Here is a 19,354-nt window from a genome sequence, read left to right on the forward strand (position 1 = left end):
TCCCAGGGCGCTCGCGCCCTCTATCGGCCCGTGCGGGCGAGCAGGCTTTCGACCTCGGCCTGGGTCGGCAGGGCCGACTGCGCGCCGTAGCCGGTGGTGGACAGCGACGCGGCGCCGTTGGCGAAGCGCAGGGCCTCCGGCCAGTCGAGGCCCTGCACGATGCGAGCCTGGAGGCAGGCGGCGGCGAAGCAGTCGCCCGCGCCGGTGGTGTCCATCACCTCGGCCGGGAAGCCGGGAATCTGCACCGCGCCGCCCTCCCCGTCGACGCGGCTGCCTTCGGCGCCGAGCGTGGTCACCACCTGCGCCACCAGGCCGAACAGGTCGCGCCCGAGCGCCTCGTCCAGCGCCGCGCGCGATTCGGCGTTGCAGAAGAGGAGATCGAAGCCGCGGATGGCGCGCCGGATCTCGTCGCCGTCCTTCGGCAGGTCGGCGCGTTCCATGTCGAGCGAGCAGGTCGCCCCCGCCGCATGGGCCGCCTCGACCAGCCGCTCGCACAAAGCCGGATCGCCGCCGGAGGTCAGATGCGCATGGGCGACGCCGGCGAGCACGCCGGGCACGATGTCGTCCGCCTCGGGTCGGTAGGCCGGCGTCATCAGCTTGACCAGCGACTTCTCGCCGTCGGGCGTGATCAGCCCGATGCAGGAAAAGGTGTCGACACCCGCCATCCGCACCACGAAGCCGGTGTCGACGCCGGCGCCGGCCAGTCCTTGGAGCGCGAACACGCCGTCCTCGTCGTCGCCGACACGTCCAAGCAGGCGCACGCGCGCCCCGAGCCGCGCCAGGCCCATCGAGACGTTGCCGGCCATGCCGCCGGGCACGCGCTGCAGCCGGCGCCCGTTGACCTTGCTGTCGCGGACGGGCAGGCGGTCGACGCCGAAGAGGATATCGACGTCGATGTCGCCGATGCACAGGAAGAGGGGCAAGGCGTTCTTGCTCGTGGTGTCGTTCATGGCTTTTCCGTTCGAGGCGGCGTGCTGTCCAGCCCGCCCTTTCCGATTGATAGAACGAATTTGGCAATTTTTCTCTAACTCATTGTTTTGGTGCATTTTCTCAATCGAGAAAGTCGATCAGCCCGTCTGGAGGATGCTCCCGCCGCCGCCGGGCAGAGCCGTCCTCGCCGCAGGCGGCCCCCCGCATGGGCCTCGGCGCCAGGGGGCAGCCGGTCTGTGCCGGGACGGCGATTTTCGCGCCTGTCGCATGGCGCGTGGATACGCCCGGGGAGCCTTCCCGTGATAAGGATCAGGCATGCCCTCGATACCGCTGCCCTTCGTCATTTCCCTCGTTCTCTGCCTTGTCCTTTTGCGGATGATGCGGCAGGAAAAGCGAAAGCTCGGCCTGTTTCCCCTGCTCGTCGCGACCTTCGCCGTTCAAGCGGCGTTGTCGGGGTTGAACTGGAACGCCGGCTGGTATCCCGCCCGCTTTATCCAGCCGGTCGTCGCCGCGGTCCTGCCTGCGCTCTCCTTCGCGGCCTTCGATCAGCTTCGCCGCAACACCCCCGCAAAGCCCTCAAGCCTGTTGCCGCATCTGGCGCCGGCGACCCTGGTCGCGGTTCTCGTCGCCTTCTGGCGCGCGCCGGTCGATATCGCCCTCTTCGCCATCTATCTCGGATACGGTCTTGCGCTCCTGCGGGTTGCGCGGCAGGGGCCGGTCGCGCTTTCCGCCGTCCGCATCACCGATGAGTGGACCGCCCACAAGGCGCTCGTCGCGATGGCGGTCCTGTTCGTGACGACGGCCTTCATCGATGCGGCGATATCGCTCGATTTCTTCCTCGGCGACGGCCGGCAGGCCCGGACGCTCCTGACCGTCGCGAGCGTCCTGTGGCTGGCGGTCGCCGGCTACGCCGCCACGGTCGCGGACGATGCGCGTCCGGGCAACGAGGCCGACACGCCCGAGGAGAATTTCGTGCCCTCCCCCTCCGGCCCTCCGCCTGCCCCTTCGAGCATCGAGGATGACGCGGCCATAGCGGACCGGATCGACATCCTGATGAGGGAACAGCACCTCTATCGCGATCCGGACCTGACCCTGGAGCGTCTCGCACGGCGTGCTGGCATCCCGGGACGCCGGATTTCCGGCGCCCTGAACCGAATTCACGGTCGCAACATCTCTCAGATCGTCAATGAGTACCGGGTCGGCGAGGCCAAGCGCCGCCTGATCTCCACGCGCGATCCGGTGACGGCCATCATGCTGGAAGCGGGTTTCGGCACGAAATCGAATTTCAACCGGGAATTCCTGCGCGTCACCGGCATGACCCCGAGCAGCTATCGCCGTGCCGGCGGAGAAACAGCCGCGGCGCCCGATGCGCCAACCCAGGCGCCCGCCGCGTAGTCCTTTCCCATCGCACCGGACGCCCTCGAACGCGATCTCGTCCGTCCGGGATCGTGTTCGAGGGCGAACCGTTGCGGCTTCCGGCCGATCCTGCGCCTGACACACGCTGCCCCGTGCCGCCCGCATGCGCGTCCGGCGATCGACGGCATGTCGCGGACAAAGGCCAAAGAGGAAACCAATGAAGGTCGTGATTGAGATCGCGGCGGCGCTTTGCATCGCCGTCGCTGCGACGGCGATGGGGCAACAATCAGCCCTCGCCAGCGACAATGTCGGGGTGCGTCAGATTGCGGCTCCCTCCAAGGAACGCGGCGGCGATCTTGCCGTGACCGTGTGGTATCCGGCGGATGCAGGAGGCAGACCCGTCACGCTTGGCGAGAGCGTCTTCTTTATCGGGACGCCCGCCATGCTGGACGCCCCTCTGTCGCAGGGAAAATATCCTGTGATCCTGCTATCCCATGGCGCAGGCCTGGGAGGAACCGCGCAAGCCATGAGCTGGATTGCGACGCCCCTGGCCAGGCGGGGCTTCATCGTGGCGGCTCCCACCCATCCGGGCAATACCGGTGCGAACCGATCCGCCGCGGAGACGATGAAGCTCTGGCTGAGACCCTCGGATGTCAGCGCGGCCTTGGACGCGGTCGAGAAGGAGGCCGCCTTCAAGGACAGCCTCGATGCCGGGAAGGTCGGCGTCCTCGGGCTGTCCATGGGCGGCAACACCGCCCTGGCGCTGGCCGGCGCCCGCATCGATCCACGACGCCTGGCGGGCTATTGCGACACCGGCGCACCCAACACCTCGCTGTGCGGATGGGTGAGGCAGAGCGGCGTCGATCTCCACGCCATGGACATGCGCCTCGCCGGCCGTGACAACGAAGACAAGCGGATTCGCTTCGCCATGGCGATCGATCCCGCCCCGGTCGACGTCTTTCAGGCCGATACGTTTTCCCGGATTTCGATCCCTGTCGGCATCGTGAATCTCGGCCAGCCGGGGAAGATCCCGCCGGCCACGCAAGCCGCGGGGATCGCGAAAGCCATTCCCCGCAACAGCTACGCCACGATCGCCGATGCGAGCCACTTCAGCATGTTCGCCGTGTGCAAGGCCGGCGCTGCCGATCTCGCCGACGCCGAAAAGATCGGCGATCCCATCTGTTCGGACGGCGGAGGCCGTTCGCGGCTCGAGATCCACGAACAGCTGATCGATAGGGTCACCGACGCTTTCAGCCGGGCGCTCGGGACGAACCGTTGATCGCGTAGCGAGCCTTCGAGACAGTTCGGGACGGCTCCGGCGCGAACGCCGGAGCCGGGCGCCGCATCACATGCAGTCGCCCTTGTACTCGTATTTGTCGGCGGTCGCGGTGTCGCCGGCCTTGATGGTGACGATCTCGGTCAGCGTCGTCTTGTCGAGATGGCCGCCCTTGGTCAGCGTGAGCGCCGTCTGCATGGCGACCTCGCCTTCGACCTTGGGATTCTGGGCGATCAGCGCCTGGATGCTGCCGTTCTTGAAGGCGGCGACCTCCGCGCTCGCCGCGTCATAGGCGACGACCTTGACCTTGCCGAGCGCCCCCGCCTGCCGCAGGCCGGTCAGCGCGCCGATGGCGCCCTGGTCGTTGGTGGAGAAGATGCCGGCGAGGTCGGGATGAGCCGACAGCGTGGAGGTGACGATCTCCGCCGCCTTCTGCGGGTCGTCGCTCTGATATTGCGGCCCGAGATAATCGAGGCCGGCATATTTCTTCAGCTCCTCCTCGAAGCCGGTGGTGCGGGCGTCCTGCGCCGCCGATCCCGGCGGCTGGGTGATGACCAGCACCTTGCCCTTGCCGCCCAGCAGCGTGTTCATGGCGTCGGCGGCCTGCTTGCCGCCCTGCTCGTTGTCGGTGACGATCTGCGTCTCGACGAAGGAATTGTCGCGGACCGTCTGGTCGACGGTGACGATCCTGGTGCCGAGGCCGGCGAGCTGCTTCAGCGGGGCGACGAGCGCCTGCGCGTCCGTCGGCACCACCACGGCGACCGCCGGCTTGGTGGCGGCGACGGCGTTGACCACCGGGATCTGGCTGTCGGCGGCGAACTGGTCGGGCGCCGAGACGGTGAGGGCGAGGCCGAGCTCCTTGGCCTTGGCCTGGGCGCCGCAGGCGAGCGCCTGGTAGAACGGGCTGCCCTTGACGCCGAGCACGAGCGCGACCGAAGGCTCGGCGGCGAAGGCGGCGGTGGACAAAAGGAAGCCTGCGGCGGCAAGCCCGGCCGCGACGGGAAGATGTTTCGTCTTCATCTGCGTTCTCCTGTTGGATGGTTGAGTCTCAGCCGCGTTCTCTCGCGCGGCGCTTGAGCTGGTCGATCCAGACGGCGAGGACGAGCACGGCGCCCGTCGCCACCGTCTGCCAGAACGGCGGGATGCCGAGGATCACGAAGCCGTTCAGCAGGACGATGGGGATGAACACGCCGACCACCGTGCCGGCGATGCTGCCGATGCCGCCGAACAGGCTGGTGCCGCCGAGCACCACCGCCGAGATGGTCGAGAGATTGTCCATCGCATGGCCGCCGATGGTCGTGGTGCCGAAGCGGGCCGTCGACATCATCGCCGCAAGGCCGGCGAGCATGCCCGACAGCACATAGATGCCGATGAGGCGCGCCCGCACATTGATGCCCGACCGCCGCGCCGCCTCGGCATCCGAGCCGACGGCGAAGACATGCAGGCCGAAGCGCGTGAGATGCAGCACGACGGCGCCGAGCAGGCTGACGAGGATGGCGATCACGACGAGCACCGGCACGCCGGCGACCGTGCCGGAGCCGATGACGTCGACGAGCAGTTCCGGCACGGCGCGGACATCGACGCCGTTGGTGAGGATCTGCGCGAAGCCGAGCGCCATGCCGAAGGTGCCGAGCGTGACGATCAGCGCGGGAATGCGCGCCACGGCGACGAGGAAGCCGTTCACCGCGCCCCAGAAGGCGCCGCTGGCCAGGGCGACGGCGAGGCCGGCGAGGACGACGCCCCAGCCGCCGCCGGTCGTGCCGTAGGTGCCGCCGGGCGCGCCGGACAGATGCAGCATCGCCTGCGCCGAGGTGATGGAGGCGAAGACGAGGACGGCGCCGACCGACAGGTCGATGCCGGCGGCGATGATGACGAAGGTCTGCCCGACCGACAGCACCAGCAGGATCGCGGCATTCACCGCGAGCATCGACAGGTTGTAGGCGGAGCCGAACTGCGTCGGCCGCAGCGCCGAGAAGATCACGATCAGGGCGATCAGCAGCAGGAAGATCCAGCCGCCGCCGAGAAGGCGGCCCCAGACATCGCGGCTCGCGCCGGCCTCGGCCTCGGCGGCGGAAGTGGGATCGTTGGCGCTCGCCATCACGGCATCTCCTTGGCGTCGGCCGTGCCGCTCGTCATCGCGGCGATCAGGCTGTCGACGCTGGCCGTCGCGGCCTCGATCCTCGCCACCCGCCGGCCGAGGCGAAGCACCTCGATGCGGTCGGCGACGGCGAGCACCTGGGGCATGTTGTGGCTGATGAGGACGACGGCGATGCCCTGGTCGCGCACCTGGCGGATGAGCTCGATCACCCGGCCGGTCTGCACCACGCCGAGGGCGGCGGTGGGCTCGTCCATGAAGATCACCTTGTCGGCCCACATCGCCGCCCGGGCGATGGCGACGGACTGGCGCTGGCCGCCGGACAGCGAGGAGACGGAGACGCGGGCCGAGCGCAGCCGCACGCCGAGCCGGGCGAACTGGTCCGCCGCCTTGCGCCGCATCGAGGCGCGGTCGAGAAATCCGAGCGTGCCGAGCAGGCCGGGCTTCATCTCCTCCCGGCCGAGGAAGAGGTTCTCGAACGGCGCCAGCTCGGGGGCGAGCGCCAGGTCCTGGTAGACGGTGGCGATGCCGTGGCGCTGGGCGGCATGGGGCGAATCGAAGGAGACGGGCTGGCCGCCGAGCAGGATCTGGCCGCCGTCCGGCCGGTCCGCACCCGACAGGATCTTGACGAGCGAGGACTTGCCGGCGCCGTTGTCGCCGATCAGGGCGCAGATCTCGCCGGGGAAGACGGTGAAGTCCGCTCCATCCAGCGCGTGCACATGGCCGAACTGGCGCCGGATGCCACGCGCTTCGAGGAGCGGGACCGCCGTCACGGCAGCACCTCGGCGGAGAGGCCGACATTGTTGGCGAAGGCGAACCATTCGCCATAGGCCCTCGCCGTCAGGCCGGCCCAATGCTCGAACGCCGCCTCCGGGCTCGGGAAGCGCCAGACCTCCACCGTCTCGTAATCATGCTGGCCGCGCACGTGATAGGCACCGAGAGGCTCGGCGCCCTTCGCCGCGGACGCCTGCGCGACCTCGCGCCAGGCCGCTTTGTGCTCGGCCTGCTGCTCGGGGCCGAGCCCGTACCAATGCGGGCGGGGGCGGGCATAGTGGATCCAGATCGTTGCGTTCATGATGCGCTCCTCAGGCGGCGGCCAGCAGGTCGGCCAGCGGCCTGCGACGGCCGATGAAATGGCGGGAGGTGGTGAACTTGAAGTCGGCCGCGTGCTCATGCCCGGTCATCGCCTCGTCCACCGTCGCCAGGTCCGGCACCTCCCAGATGCCGAGATGATGCCAGGAGCTCGCCCAGTCGAGGCGGTGGCGGCCGGCGATCGTCACGTCGAGCGCGAGGTCGTTCCTGAAGGCGACGTCGCATTCGGCGTCGTATTCCCGGCGCTCGTCCGGGGTGGCCGCCGCCCAGGCATCGTTCCATTCCCACAGAGCGAGGAAGCCCCAGTCGCGTTCCGTCGCCGCCCCCTGCCCGCGCACGGTGGCGAATTCGCGCGGGCCGAGCAGCCATTCGGTGGCGAAGCGCCGCGACCAGCCGGCCCGCTCGAGGCGGATGGTGCCCTCGACGGCGGCCGAGACCGTCGGCGCCTCGAAGGCGCCGGCGATGTCGACATTGTGGGCGAAGCCGCAATCGAACGCCGCGGGCTCCGCGCCGTCGCCGTCCCCGAACATCGCCCGCACCGACAGGTGCCAGCCCTCGGCCGCGAGGTCGCGCAGGACGGCGCCGACCGCCTCGCGCTCGCGGGCGCCGAAGATGCCCCCGGCGGCGGGCAGGCGCCTGGCCAGGAAGGCGACGACGCAGCGCTGCCCGGTCGCGGCTGCGGAGAAGACGTCCGTTTCGCCGGTGAGCAGGGTCATGCCGCGCTCCTCACGGCGGAGACGGCGTTCATCAGCGCCTCGACGCGGCGGGGATCGACGGCGTTCCACCAGCGCCCGTCATGCTTGAGCCACTGGCCGACGATGGCGCCGTCGGCGACGCCGAACAGCGACGGCACCTGCTCGGCGGTGAGGCCGGAGCCGACGATGACCGGCAGGTTGGTGCCGCCCCTCACCTCCTCGACCTCGCGCGGCTCGGTGGGCGAGCCCGTCCGCGTGCCGGAGGCGATCAGCACGTCGGCGTCGAACCATTCGGCATCCGTCGCCTGCTCGGCGATGCTGCGGTCGGCGGTGATGGCATGGGCGCCGAACTTGACGTGGACGTCGGCGAAGATGGCGACCTCGTCGGCGCGGATGCGGGAGCGGTAGCGCATCGCCTCCGGGGCGGGGCCGTTGAGGATGCCCTCATTGGCGACATAGGCGTTGACCCACTGGTTGGCCCGAACCCAGCGGGCGCCCACGGCCTTGGCGACGGCCAGGGCCGGAATGACGCCGTTGGCGACGCAGGTGATGCCGATCGGGGTGTCGACCGCCCCGCGCACCGCGAGGCAGGCCGCCGTCAGCGCCGCCACCGTCTCGGGGCCGATATGCTCTGGCCGGGCGAACGGCATGTCGCTGGCGTTTTCCAGGATGATGCCGTCGATGCCGCCCTGCGAGAGCGTCCGCGCATCGGCCACCGCCGCCGCATAGATGTCCCCGACCGGCTCGTTGGCATAGCGCGGCGCGCCCGGCAGGGGACGCAGATGGATGACGCCGATCACCGGCTTCTTCACCGGAAACAGCGTCTCCAGCATGTTGGGCTTGGCAGGCAGGACCTGGGGTTTCACGGGCAATCACTCTTTTCAATCAAGGGGAGGCGCGGACGGGACATGGCGTCATGCCCGCGCGAGGTCGACGCTGAAACGGTAGCGGTCGGCGCGATAGCGCATCACCGCATATTCGACGGGCCTGCCGTCCGGCCCCCATGAGCGGCGGCGCGCGACGAGGATCGGCGCGTTCCGCGCCACGCCGAGGCTTCGCGCCGTGGCGGCGTCGGCACCGGCCGCCTCGATATATTCGTGCCCGCCGGTGATCCGCGCGCCGCAATGGCGCGCGAGCCAGGCATAGAGGGAGCCGGCGTCGAGGTCGGCGACGGTCGGCGGCGCCGAGGTGGCGAGGACCTCCGGCGCCAGCCAGGAGACGGATAGCCCCATCGGCTCGCCGTCCGCCTGGAGGAGCCGGTGGATGCAGAAGGCCTCGGCGCCCTGCGCCAAGCCCAGCGCCTCCGCCGCCTCGCTCGTCAGCGGCGCGGGCGCGGCGCTCGCCGTCGCATAGGAGGCCCGCAGGCCGCGCCGGCTCATATCCTCGGAAAAGCTGGCGAGCTGGTTGGCCGGCTGCTCGACCTTGGGCTTCAGCAGGATCGAGCCCCGTCCGGCATGGCGGCTGATCAGCCCTTCCTGCCGCAGCCGCTCCAGCGAGGCGCGGGCCGTCGTCCGGCTCACGCCGAAGGCGGCGTGCAGCTCGGCCTCGGACGGGAGCACGTCACCGGCCGAAAACGTGCCCGCGGCGATGGCGGCGCGCAGGCGCTCCGCGATCTGAAACCACAGGGGGACGGGGCCGTGCGACAGGGGTGTGGCGTTCCAGCTCATGGGCGAATGTAGGAACATTATGACAATTGAGTCCAGCCCGGATTCCGGGCAGCGGCGCGAAATTTTCAGGCAGCCGAAAGGCGCGTCTCACCGAAAGCGCGGCCGGCCCGCGCGCGGTTTCGAGCGGGCATCGGCCCAAATTTTCCGGCTGCCGGCCCGAAGCCCTCTTGCATTGCGCGAAGGTTTCGTTGATCGCTTGGCGGGAGATTCAGGCCCGCATGCGCCGGGGAGGCGAAGCGTGCGGGCCTGCCGGCGAAGCAGGGAAAACACTATGCGCATCGGACGATTGGCGCTCGCAGCGGGCGTGGCACTGGCATTTCTGCATTCGGCGGCCTTCGCCGCCGACAAGGTGACGGTCGACGTCACCGCCATCGTCGAGCATCCGGCCCTCGACGCGGCGCGCGACGGCGTCAAGAAGGCGCTGGAGGAAGCCGGCTACAAGGACGGCGAGAACCTCGTCTTCCACTATGAATCCGCGCAGGGCAACCCGGCCACCGCCGCGCAGATCGCCCAGAAATATATCGGCGAGAACCCGACCGTCATCGTGCCGATCGCCACGCCCTCGGCGCAGGCCGTGGTCGCCGCGACGCAGGACATCCCGGTGGTGTTCACCGCCGTCACCGATCCGGTCGGCGCCCAGCTCGTCAAAGATCGCGACCATCCCGGCGGCAACGTCACCGGCATCGCCGATTTCTCGCCGCTGGCCGACCACCTCGATCTCATCAAGGAGATCCTGCCCAACACCCGCAAGATCGGCGTGCCCTACAATCCGGGCGAAGCCAACGGCGCGGTGCTGGTCGCCGCGCTGCAGAAGATGGCGCCGAAGTGGAATGTCGAGATCGTGGTCGCGCCCGCCTCGAAATCGGCCGACGTGCAGGCGGCGGCCGAGAGCCTGGTCGGCAAGGTCGACGTGATCTACGTCCCCACCGACAACACCATCGTCTCGGCGCTCGAGGCGGTGATCGGCGTCGGCACCGACAACAAGATCCCGGTGTTCTCCGGCGACACCGACAGCGTGGTGCGCGGCACCATCGCCTCGGTCGGCTTCAACTATTACGAGATCGGCCGCCAGACCGGCGCCGTCGTCGTGCGCGTGCTGAAGGGCGAGAAGCCCGGCGACATCCCCGTGCGCAACGCCAGCGGCACCGATCTGTTCATCAACACCAAGGCCGCCGCCGCCATGGGCGTCACCATCCCGCCGGCGGTGCTGAGCCGCGCCAAGAAGGTGATCGACTGAGGATCGGCAGCGCGGGATCTTGCCCGTATGCTCTCGAGCAAAGCGCGTTTAGGCAGAAACGGCGCTTTGCTCTAACTCCTTGTTTTTCGACGCGTCTTTGCGCTTTGCTGATTCCGTCAAAACACAAGACGCTCTGGGATCCGAGAATTGGCCGCCTTCTCCCGGGCCGGGAGAAGGTCCCGGCAGGGGGATGAGGGTCTAAACCTCGACGAATAGCTCGATAAAGATGTTTGAATTGTCGAAGTTGAGTCCCTCATCCGGCGCTGCGCGCCACCTTCTCCCACACGGGAGAAGGCAAATCGTGCCTTCGCCGGCCAGGTCCGATGCCTGTGGACAGAATGTCCACGCACCCCGGCACACCTTCAGCAGGATAAGCCGATGAGCCTGTTCGCCTTTCTGGGCGCCATCGAAATCGGCCTGGTCTATGCCCTGGTCGCGCTCGGGGTGTATCTGTCCTTCCGGGTCCTCAACTTTCCGGACCTCACGGTCGACGGCAGCTTCCCGCTCGGCGCCGCCACGGCGGCGACGCTGATCGTCGCCGGGGTCGATCCGGTGCTGGCGACGCTCGCCGCCATCGCCGCCGGCGCCGTCGCCGGGCTGGTGACGGCCTGGCTCAATGTCCGTTTCGGCATCCTGCATCTGCTCGCCAGCATCCTGACGATGATCGCGCTGTTCTCTGTCAATCTGCGCATCATGGGCAAGCCGAACGTCGCGCTGATCAACCAGGACACGGTAGTGAACCTGTTCACCTGGCTGTCGCCGGCGATCGCCGCCCTCGGCCTGCCGGTGCGGGCCATGCTGAAGGTGGTGACGCTCGCCGTCGTCGTCCTCGCCGTCGGGCTGGCGCTCGGCCGCTTCCTGACCTCGGAATTCGGCCTGGCGATGCGGGCCACCGGCGCCAATGCGCGCATGGCGCGGGCGCAGGGCATCTCGACCAGCCTGCACATCTATGTCGGCATGGCGCTGTCGAACGGCCTCGTCGCCCTCGCCGGCGCCCTGTTCGCGCAGACCGCGGGTTTCGCCGACGTCACCGTCGGCACCGGCACCATCGTCAGCGGCCTCGCCGCCGTCATCCTCGGCGAGACATTGTTCCGCACCCGCTCGATCGTCGTGATGCTGCTGGCCTGCGTGATCGGCGCGCTCGTCTACCGCATCGCCATCGCGCTGGCCCTCAACACCGGCGTGCTCGGCCTGCAGGCCTCCGACCTCAATCTGGTGACGGCGGTGCTCGTCGGCCTGGCGCTGATGCTGCCGAGCATGCGCAATCCGCTCAAATCCCTGTTCCGGCGGAGCGCCTGAGATGATCGCGGTCCAGGGCGTCCATGTCACCTTCGGCCGGGGCACGCCGCTCGAGAACCGCGCCTTGCGCGGCCTCGACCTCGCCATTCCCGCCGGCGAATTCGTCACGGTGATCGGTTCGAACGGCGCCGGCAAGTCGACCCTGCTGAACGTGCTGAGCGGCGATGTCGCCGCCGAGCGCGGCCGGGTCGAGATCGGCGGCATCGACGTCACCCGCTGGTCGGCGCCGCGGCGCGCCGGCCTCGTCGCCCGCGTGTTCCAGGATCCGATGGCCGGCACCTGCGAGGCGCTGTCGATCGAGGAGAACATGGCGCTCGCCCATGCCCGCGGCCGTGCGCGCGGGCTCAGGGCCTCGCTCGACGCCGCCCGCCGCGCCGTCTTCCGCGACCGGCTGGCGGTGCTGGGCCTCGGCCTCGAAAACCGCCTCGGCGATTCCATGGGCCTGCTCTCCGGCGGCCAGCGCCAGGCCGTCAGCCTGCTGATGGCGACGCTCGCCGGCATGAAGATCCTGCTGCTCGACGAACACACCGCCGCGCTCGATCCGCGCACCGCCGATTTCGTGCTGCAATTGACCCGCCGCATCGTGGAGGAGCAGAAGCTCACCGCTTTGATGGTGACCCATTCGATGCGCCACGCGCTCGACTACGGCACCCGCACGGTGATGCTGCACGAAGGCAAGGTCGCCTTCGACCTCGCCGGCAACGAGCGCCAAGGCCTCGACGTGCCGGATCTCCTCAAGCTGTTCAGCAGGGTGCGCGGGGAAGAGCTGGACGACGATAGCTTGCTGCTGGGGTGAGGCTCGCTTCCTTTGCACCGACGGGAGCGCTTATACAACAGTGCATGAAGCGATCCAAATCATTACGACGTCGGTCAAGATGGGCAATCATGCTCAGTTACGGCCAAACTGCCTATCAACCGATTATCGCTATCCAAGTAGTAATAACGAAACGTCGAGCCATTCCTCATGAGGTCTAATGTATTTGCATTCGATTTACAAAGCGAATTTGAGACGCTTACCTTTAGGCGATTAAGAAAACCGTCTTTGTCAGTGACGGGAACTGTGATTGTCTCGTAATATTGGATTCCATCTCTGTCGATATTGATCTTGTTGAGCCGCGTAACCGCATCGATCATCTTTGGAAGATCTGAATTCAAGCCCGCCATCATCGCCTGATACTGCATCTTCTCGTCTGGCGAACTTGAACTTTCAGTTGTCAAAGCCTTTCGGCTATCTCTCGACATTTGAATCCCGACATTTGAAACGAACGAGACAAATCCCAGAAACACCACAATTTGCGCTAAAATAGCCCGTCCTTTTTTGTCCGGTTTCAGCTTGGCGTATTTTGCCGCACTGCGCCATATAGCTACAAAAACGAATATGAAATATGCAGATACAACACCCCAGGCAAGGTACAGTATCGCGCTGACGTCGAAATTACTGAGGTTCTTAGCGTTTGCGAAAACGAGATAAGTGACCCCAGGAAGCGCCAATCGCAGTATCGCCCCGACCACAACGCCGAATACCCAGTAAGTCACCGCGAGCGGCACATCTCCGCGCCACAGCCGAACAATCAAAGAATCGGATTGCCGTCTCGTAATTTCAATTTCAGTCATAACTCCCCCAGATTTTCAAAGCCCATGCACATAAACGTTTCTATTCAAGTCTATTCAACCCGTGTGCAGCATCTTTATACACTCGACACCAATCCGAAACAATCTATCATCGTAGGCGCTCACGATGAACGTGACAGTCAAGCTAGTGGATCGCATCCAAAGCTTGGCGCCCACGTTTGCGGCAACGCTGATATTGTTTGGATCGACGTAAGGACTTCAAGTCTTTGTCGACCTTGGAAGTACACCAGGGGCAAATTCATCTGGGCTGCCGAGAGGCAAATGGAGCACATCATGGAGATGCGTCGATTAAACGAACATAATCACACTATGCCGCGGCGATGCCAACAAAACAAGAACAAATCGTGACATCCGCCCTTCCGCCTAGCATACTTTCCTTCGAAACGAAGCGCGGCAGGACCAAGGCTCGCGATACCAGCCCGCCCCTTCCACCCGCTCCGGCCGACTCCATCCTCCGTTCACGCCGTCGGACGAAGACCCGGATCCGATCACTTCCGGCCTATTGTCGAGCCGCCAGACACGGGAATCTATTGACGATAACCGCCGTCCGATAATTGAAATACAGTCGGCGGCGCGTAGCGGAAACGTCCGGTATGCAGGTCCGCCGCAGGCACTTTGGCGGTGCCGACCATGGGCCTGCCGTTCACGTCCAGCGGCCACACCTGAATAACGGTGACGCTGCACTTTATTCGTCCCCTGTCCTTGCCTTCATGGCCGCCCCACGCCTTGGTTTTCGGCCCATCGGCCGCCATGTCCTTATGGAACAAAACACGCACAGACCTTGACATTCGCCCTTTGCCATGGCCTACTTTTCCTCGGAACGAAGCGCGGCGGGGCCAAGGTTCGCGATACCGCTCCGTGCCTTCCACCCACCCCGGCCGATCCCGGTTTACGCCTGCGGCGTGCCAGCCGCATCGAGGCGCTTGTCCGTCTTGCCATGGTGTTGGAAGCCATGGCTGGGCCGGCGCCGAAAGGGATCGCTGCAGACCGCCCCATTGCGTCTTCTTCAGGCGCGATGCCGGGACCGCCGACATCCGGTAGCGCCGGGTGTGCGATCACCCGGCCGTCAGGTCTGCACACGGGGCTCGATGAGGAACTTGCCGGGATCGGGCCGCCTTCGGGCCTGCCCTCGATCCCGCGCGAGACAGGAGAGGCGCCGGCCGCCGGCCGAACCGTCCGCGAGGATGGGACAGCGGGCATATCCAGGCCGGATCGCCTTGTCGGACGCCGGCGGCCGGCAAACCCGGCCCGCAGCGTCCGCGGCCGCGGCAGCACGGGGACCCGGCTGCCCGGCCGGCGGGGTGCGGCGAAGATATAAGCCGTCCGCCAAGGCCCCTGTCCCGCCGTTCCGTGGGTGAGGCTTGCACGTCCCGATCGGCTTCCCTGGCCCGGAAGCCGTGTCGGGATGCGTGGCCTGTCCGGCAGGACTGGCGATGGAGGGAACCGTGCCCTCCGGCGCCGGCGATGCCTCCCGTCCGGCACCCCGGTTCAGGCCGAAGGCTTGATCCGGATCGATGGGAGAGAGCCGAGCCTCGGCGCGTTGCCTGTTGGCGCGCCTCGGCTTGGCGGGAAAGGGGCGACGGCGGCCTTGCACAACATGCCAGGCCCCGATTCCTCACGTCCATAGCCAACCACCGCACCACGGCTGACACCACACAGCCGTCGTCGCCCCGACTTCCCGTGCACAATCCGGCCCGGTCAGGGTGCGGCGAGGAAGACGCATGCCTGAAGCTCCTACGTGCTGGGAAGAAAATAGATCGCAACACATTGATTCAATTGGAACGGGCATTTTCTCTCACGGGGGCGGCCAAGAGCCGGTGACGAACCAGCTTTGCCGAAAATAGCGCGATTTTCCTTCTCCCAAGCGGGAGAAGGTGGCGCGCAGCGCCGGATGAGGGTCTAGACTTCTGCAATTCCAGCGAAGCTATTGAGCTATCTACGTCGAAGTTTAGACCCTCATCCCCTACCGGACCTTCTCCCGACTCGGGAGAAGGCAGGCAATTCCCTTATGCCAGCGCAATGTGCCTGAAGCCCGCGCATGGCCGGACAGGTCGACAGCCCCGTCCTCGATCGCATTCCTGTCATCGCCACCTTCCGCGCCGCCGCGGCAGGCCGCCATCCGCATCGCATCATCGGAGGCCTGCTCAGGCTTCACGCCTAGGGCGGCCCGTCGGCTCGCTCGCCCCGGATTGAACCAGGCCGGGTTTGCCGGAGGCGGTTTCGTTTGAGTCACGCCGCGATGGCGAACTCGGATTGTTGAGCCCAGTAGCGGGCCTCGGCTTCGGCCGGCGGCATGTTGCCGATCGGCTCGAGTAGTCTGCGATTGTTGAACCAGTCGACCCATTCGAGGGTGGCCATCTCGACTTCGCTCATGGTGCGCCATGAGCTTCGGCGATGGATCACCTCGGCCTTGTAGAGGCCGTTGATGGTCTCGGCGAGGGCATTGTCGTAGCTGTCACCGACACTGCCGACCGAGGGCTCGACGCCGGCGTCCTTCAATCGATCGGTATATTTGATCGAGACATATTGCACCCCTCGATCGGAATGATGGATCAGGCCTTCGCCTTTGATGGGCTGACGAGCATGCAAGGCCTGCTCCAGGGCATCCAGCACGAAGGCCGACTGCATGGAGGTCGAGGCCTTCCAGCCGACAATCCGGCGGGCAAAGGCATCGATCACGAACGCGACGTAGACGAAGCTCGACAAGGTCGAGACATAGGTGAAGTCCGACAGCCACAAGGCATTGGGACGGGCCGCCTTGAAGTTGCGGTTGACCTTGTCTGCCGGACAGGGCGTGGCCGGGGAACTCACGGTCGTCTTGACCGTCTTGCCCCGGATAACCCCGCGCAGGTCCAGGCGCTTCATCAGGCGGCGCACCGTGCAGCGCGCGACCCGATGACCCTCCCGGCCAAGCTGGAGCCAGACCTTGCGGGCGCCGTAGACCGAGAGATTCTCAGCGTGGACCCGCCGGATCTGAGGGCTCAGCGCCGCATCGCGCCGATCCCGCTCGGGTACCCGAGCGGGATCGGCCTGGCGGCCAGCATGCTCCCAGTAGGTGGAAGGGGCGATCGGCAATACCTTGCAGATCGGCTCGACCCCATAATCCGAGCGATGCTCGTCGATGAAGGCTTTCATGGCTTGCGTGGGCGGTCGAGCTCCGCCTGGGCAAAATAAGCTGATGCCTTGCGCAGGATCTCGTTCGCCTGGCGAAGCTCACGAACCTCGCGCTCGAGCTCCTTGATCCGCGCCTGCTCCGTCGTCGTCGGGCCCGGCCGCTGGCCTTCATCCCGCTCGGCCTGACGAACCCACAGCCGCAATGTCTCCGCCTTGCAGCCGATCTTCTCCGCTATCGAGACGATCGCTGCCCATTCCGAATTGTACTCGCCCTTATGCTCGCGAACCATGCGGACCGCTCGTTCGTGCACTTCAGGCGAATGCTTGACCTGTCCTAATTTGCTCATAGCTCCACTTTCTCAAAGTTTGGAGCCTCCGGCAAACCCGGCCTGGTTCAGATACTTCTTTCGTATCGGCCGGGAATACCTCAAATTAAAAGATCGGCGCCATGCAGGTGACGCCGCCTCTCTCGCCGGCACGGGTGCTTCTCGATGGCGAACACGACACCGCGCGATGTTGGCGAAGTCCGGCAGGAGGCCGGGCCGACGCAAAGCGGGAAACATCCGGAAGGCAGGGTACATCATCTCGCCTCGGCCGGTCTCCTGCACGCCGCCCTCGACCGCCTGCTGCCGCCCGATCCCGGCTCCCTCCGGCTGCTGGCGGCGCTGAGGGCCACGCTGGCGGGCACGCTGACCTTCTTTCTCGTGGTCCTGATCGGGACGGCGGTCGAACTCCCGATCCTCGACCGCGTCCTCGGCTTCGCCGTCGCGCTGTTCATCGCCGCGACGGTGCCGCCCTTGTCCACCGGCGAGAAACTGAAGACGATCCTGTTCGCCGGCCTCGGCGCCTGCGCGACGACCTTCGCGGCCTCCGTCCTCGGCGGCCAGTCCGTGGCCGGAAAGGTCGCCCTGCCGGTGCTGATGTTCGCCGTCACCTATTTCGCGGTCCGCGGCCCGCGCTATGTCTCGATCGGCATGGTGTCGCTCGTGGCCTATGTCTTCGCCCTCGTCGCCGGCCAGCCGGTCGAAACCGTGCCGATGCGGATGCTGGTCCTCGCCTTGGCGGCGGCCGACGCGGCGCTGCTGCGCTGCGTGCTGATGCCGGAAAGGCCGGCCGCAGAGTTCGAACGGCTGCAAGGCGCGATCCGCGGCCGCATCGACCGCATGCTCGCACTGATCGGGGCCGCCGCCGCTGCGGGCGCCTGGAAGCCTGGCGGAAAGGCGGCGCTCGGCCGCGAGGTCGAGCGGCTCGCCGAGGCGATCCTGCTGGCCCAGGCGCGCCTCAACGCCATCGCCGGAGCGGCCGGCGTCTATGGCAGAAGCTGGCTCCAGCTTCTGGAAATCGGGCTGGGCGCCGAACGGGTTGCCCGCATCGCCGGCGAGGACCTCGGCACGCCGGCAGAACGCGCCGCGATCGTCTCGGAACTGGCGGCGTCATACGCGAACAACGGCGATCGTCCCGCCCGCTCGGAAGGCGGCCCGCTCGGCACGGCGATCGCGATGCTGAAGCATGTCCAGCGGAAGGCGCCGAGCGCCGGGCCGGACAAGCCTGCGGTCGCCCCGCCTGTCCCGGCGATCGCCGGGTGGAAGCCGGCGCTCCAGACCGCGCTCGCGACCGCCCTCGCCATCATGCTGAGCGAAATCGTCCTGCCGAACCGCTGGTACTGGGCGGCCTTCGCCGCCTTCGTCATGTTCCAGGGAACGCGCTCGCGGGGCGAATCCATCGCCAAGGGGATGGCCTTCATCCTCGGCACCACTGGCGGGCTGGTCGGCGGCGTGCTCCTCGCCACGCTGCTGGCGGGCCACGAACTGGCGAGCCTCGCCGTCATCATCGTCGCCGTCTTTCTCGCCTTCCAGGCCAATGTCGCGGCCTATGGCGTCATGGTGTTCTGGATCACCATCATCCTCGGACTGCTGTTCGGCATGCTCGGCTACTTCACCTTCGACGTCCTCCTGCTGCGCCTGGAGGAGGCGGCCGTCGGCGTGATCTCGGGCGGGCTCGTCGCCAGCCTGGTGCTGGTGCGGCGGGATCGCCACGTCGTCGACCAGGCGACATCAGCCTTCGCGCAGGCGCTGGTGGATCTCGTCCGCGGCTCGGCCGCGGTGATGCTGGACGAGGCTTCTTCCGCGGACCTGCCCTCCCGCATCCTCACGGTGAGCCAGCGATTCGGCGAGTTGCGCACCGCCGCGGCCTCCCGGCTGTCCGGCTTCCAGCTATCGCGGGACGGCGAGTTGCAGCGGCGCATGGTCCTGCTCGGCGGATGCGAGAGCTGGGCGCGCGAACTCGCGGACATCGCCCTCAGGGGCGCGCCGATCACTGATCCGGCCCTGGTCGGCCCGGCGCGCCGCGCCGTGGAAGGGATCGGGGCGTGGCTGGGGCGGCTCACCGCCGGCACGCCTCCGCCGCCGCAGGAGGCCGACACCGGCACCGAGGTCGTCCCGGCGCTCGACGACAGGGCGCATCACGCCGTCCGGCTGCTGCTGCGCATCGACGCGGCGCTGGCCGCCTGTTCCTTCCCCGGCGCGGCTCCTCATCCCCTCCCCGCGCAGCGTGCGGGCTGAACGGAGATCAGAACCCGCCTCTTCGCGTTGCGGCGCCGAGAGGCACCGGCCTGAACGCCTGTTGCAATCGCTGGCGGCTCGAAAGGTCAGCCCTGCCACAGGAACTTGCCGCTGCCCTCCGCGCAATCGCATTCAAAAAGATACCCGTAACCACCCGCGAAGTTCACGCTTTCCCCCGAACGGTTTCGCTCTCGGACGGCGCACGCGCCGCTCCCCGCTTCCATCGCAGGACGACATAAATTCCGGCCACAACCCAGGCGCGCAAAACCCTACGAAGGTTTAATCCCGCGACAGTCGCCTTGCCGGATTCCCGTCAAAGTCGACGCCGATGTCTCTGCCCGTAACGAGCGGTGCGGGGCTGGGCCGCCGCCAATGAACCATCGACGGGAGAGACCTGACC

18 protein-coding genes and 1 other annotated feature are annotated in these 19,354 nt (G+C 67.2%); of the genes, 7 read left to right on the forward strand and 11 right to left on the reverse strand.

Annotated elements, in window-relative coordinates:
- Positions 1-20 precede the first annotated feature (20 nt).
- Entirely contained in the window at positions 21-950 is a 930-nt protein-coding gene (locus J3R73_RS25750; protein WP_307434002.1) for a carbohydrate kinase family protein, read from the reverse strand.
- A gap of 295 nt (positions 951-1,245) precedes the next feature.
- Between J3R73_RS25750 and J3R73_RS25755 the strand changes: the two genes are divergently transcribed.
- Both J3R73_RS25755 and J3R73_RS25760 read left to right on the forward strand, forming a co-directional pair.
- A complete protein-coding gene (locus J3R73_RS25755) occupies positions 1,246-2,325 on the forward strand; it encodes a helix-turn-helix domain-containing protein (RefSeq protein ID WP_307434004.1) in 1,080 nt (359 codons plus the stop codon).
- A gap of 178 nt (positions 2,326-2,503) precedes the next feature.
- Positions 2,504-3,565, forward strand: a complete 1,062-nt coding sequence (locus J3R73_RS25760) for an alpha/beta hydrolase family protein (RefSeq protein ID WP_307434006.1) — start codon at positions 2,504-2,506, stop codon at positions 3,563-3,565.
- Between the two features lie 66 nt (positions 3,566-3,631).
- On the opposite strand, the gene J3R73_RS25765 is transcribed toward J3R73_RS25760, so the two are convergent.
- From J3R73_RS25765 to J3R73_RS25795, 7 genes are read right to left on the reverse strand one after another with little or no spacing between them, the layout of a single operon-like run.
- A complete protein-coding gene (locus J3R73_RS25765; RefSeq protein WP_307434008.1) occupies positions 3,632-4,582 on the reverse strand; it encodes an ABC transporter substrate-binding protein in 951 nt (316 codons plus the stop codon).
- Between the two features lie 28 nt (positions 4,583-4,610).
- The gene (locus J3R73_RS25770; RefSeq protein WP_307434011.1) at positions 4,611-5,660 is read right to left on the reverse strand and encodes an ABC transporter permease; all 1,050 of its coding nucleotides are present in this window, start codon (positions 5,658-5,660) and stop codon (positions 4,611-4,613) included.
- Positions 5,660-6,478: an ATP-binding cassette domain-containing protein gene (locus J3R73_RS25775; protein WP_370880012.1), complete on the reverse strand. Its 819-nt coding sequence runs from the start codon at positions 6,476-6,478 to the stop codon at positions 5,660-5,662. Before J3R73_RS25775 ends, J3R73_RS25770 begins: the two co-directional genes overlap by 1 nt.
- Entirely contained in the window at positions 6,427-6,732 is a 306-nt protein-coding gene (locus J3R73_RS25780) for a hypothetical protein (protein ID WP_307434017.1), read from the reverse strand. The genes J3R73_RS25775 and J3R73_RS25780 overlap by 52 nt, the downstream gene beginning before the upstream one ends.
- Before the next feature lie 10 nt (positions 6,733-6,742).
- Positions 6,743-7,465 carry a hypothetical protein gene (locus tag J3R73_RS25785; RefSeq protein WP_307434019.1) on the reverse strand — a complete coding sequence of 241 codons (723 nt, stop codon included), beginning with the start codon at positions 7,463-7,465 and terminating at the stop codon, positions 6,743-6,745.
- Positions 7,462-8,310, reverse strand: coding sequence for a BtpA/SgcQ family protein (locus tag J3R73_RS25790; protein WP_307434021.1), 849 nt, complete (start codon positions 8,308-8,310; stop codon positions 7,462-7,464). Before J3R73_RS25790 ends, J3R73_RS25785 begins: the two co-directional genes overlap by 4 nt.
- 48 nt (positions 8,311-8,358) lie before the next feature.
- Positions 8,359-9,111 carry a GntR family transcriptional regulator gene (locus J3R73_RS25795; protein WP_307434023.1) on the reverse strand — a complete coding sequence of 251 codons (753 nt, stop codon included), beginning with the start codon at positions 9,109-9,111 and terminating at the stop codon, positions 8,359-8,361.
- A gap of 271 nt (positions 9,112-9,382) precedes the next feature.
- Here J3R73_RS25795 and J3R73_RS25800 point away from each other — a divergent pair, with 271 nt between their 5' ends.
- From J3R73_RS25800 to J3R73_RS25810, 3 genes are all read left to right on the forward strand, one after another.
- Entirely contained in the window at positions 9,383-10,348 is a 966-nt protein-coding gene (locus tag J3R73_RS25800; protein ID WP_307434025.1) for an ABC transporter substrate-binding protein, read from the forward strand.
- Positions 10,349-10,726: 378 nt separating this feature from the next.
- A complete protein-coding gene (locus J3R73_RS25805) occupies positions 10,727-11,647 on the forward strand; it encodes an ABC transporter permease (protein ID WP_307434027.1) in 921 nt (306 codons plus the stop codon).
- 1 nt (position 11,648) lies between these two features.
- The gene (locus J3R73_RS25810) at positions 11,649-12,443 is read left to right on the forward strand and encodes an ABC transporter ATP-binding protein (RefSeq protein WP_307434029.1); all 795 of its coding nucleotides are present in this window, start codon (positions 11,649-11,651) and stop codon (positions 12,441-12,443) included.
- Between the two features lie 74 nt (positions 12,444-12,517).
- Here the strand turns inward: J3R73_RS25810 and J3R73_RS25815 are convergent, their stop codons facing one another.
- Together J3R73_RS25815 and J3R73_RS25820 are read right to left on the reverse strand one after the other, a co-directional pair.
- On the reverse strand, positions 12,518-13,261 hold the full coding sequence (locus J3R73_RS25815) for a hypothetical protein (RefSeq protein ID WP_307434031.1): 744 nt from the start codon (positions 13,259-13,261) through the stop codon (positions 12,518-12,520).
- A 545-nt stretch (positions 13,262-13,806) separates the two neighbouring features.
- A complete protein-coding gene (locus J3R73_RS25820; protein ID WP_307434033.1) occupies positions 13,807-14,067 on the reverse strand; it encodes a hypothetical protein in 261 nt (86 codons plus the stop codon).
- Positions 14,068-15,317: 1,250 nt separating this feature from the next.
- Here J3R73_RS25820 and J3R73_RS25825 point away from each other — a divergent pair.
- Entirely contained in the window at positions 15,318-15,440 is a 123-nt protein-coding gene (locus tag J3R73_RS25825) for a hypothetical protein (protein ID WP_307434036.1), read from the forward strand.
- Between the two features lie 68 nt (positions 15,441-15,508).
- On the opposite strand, the gene J3R73_RS25830 is transcribed toward J3R73_RS25825, so the two are convergent.
- Positions 15,509-16,740 (reverse strand): IS3 family transposase gene (locus J3R73_RS25830; protein ID WP_370880013.1). Its coding sequence is split into 2 segments (ribosomal slippage): positions 15,509-16,446 and positions 16,446-16,740, totalling 1,233 coding nucleotides; the frame shifts between segments, so codons are not numbered across the junction.
- Positions 16,340-16,456, reverse strand: a sequence feature (AL1L pseudoknot). (Overlaps the previous gene by 117 nt.)
- A 144-nt stretch (positions 16,741-16,884) precedes the next feature.
- On the opposite strand from J3R73_RS25830, the gene J3R73_RS25835 reads away from it, so the two are divergent.
- Positions 16,885-18,954, forward strand: coding sequence for an FUSC family protein (locus tag J3R73_RS25835; protein WP_307434041.1), 2,070 nt, complete (start codon positions 16,885-16,887; stop codon positions 18,952-18,954).
- Positions 18,955-19,354 lie beyond the last annotated feature (400 nt).

It is taken from the genome of Labrys monachus, assembly GCF_030814655.1.
In the GTDB taxonomy this organism is placed as follows: domain Bacteria; phylum Pseudomonadota; class Alphaproteobacteria; order Rhizobiales; family Labraceae; genus Labrys; species Labrys monacha.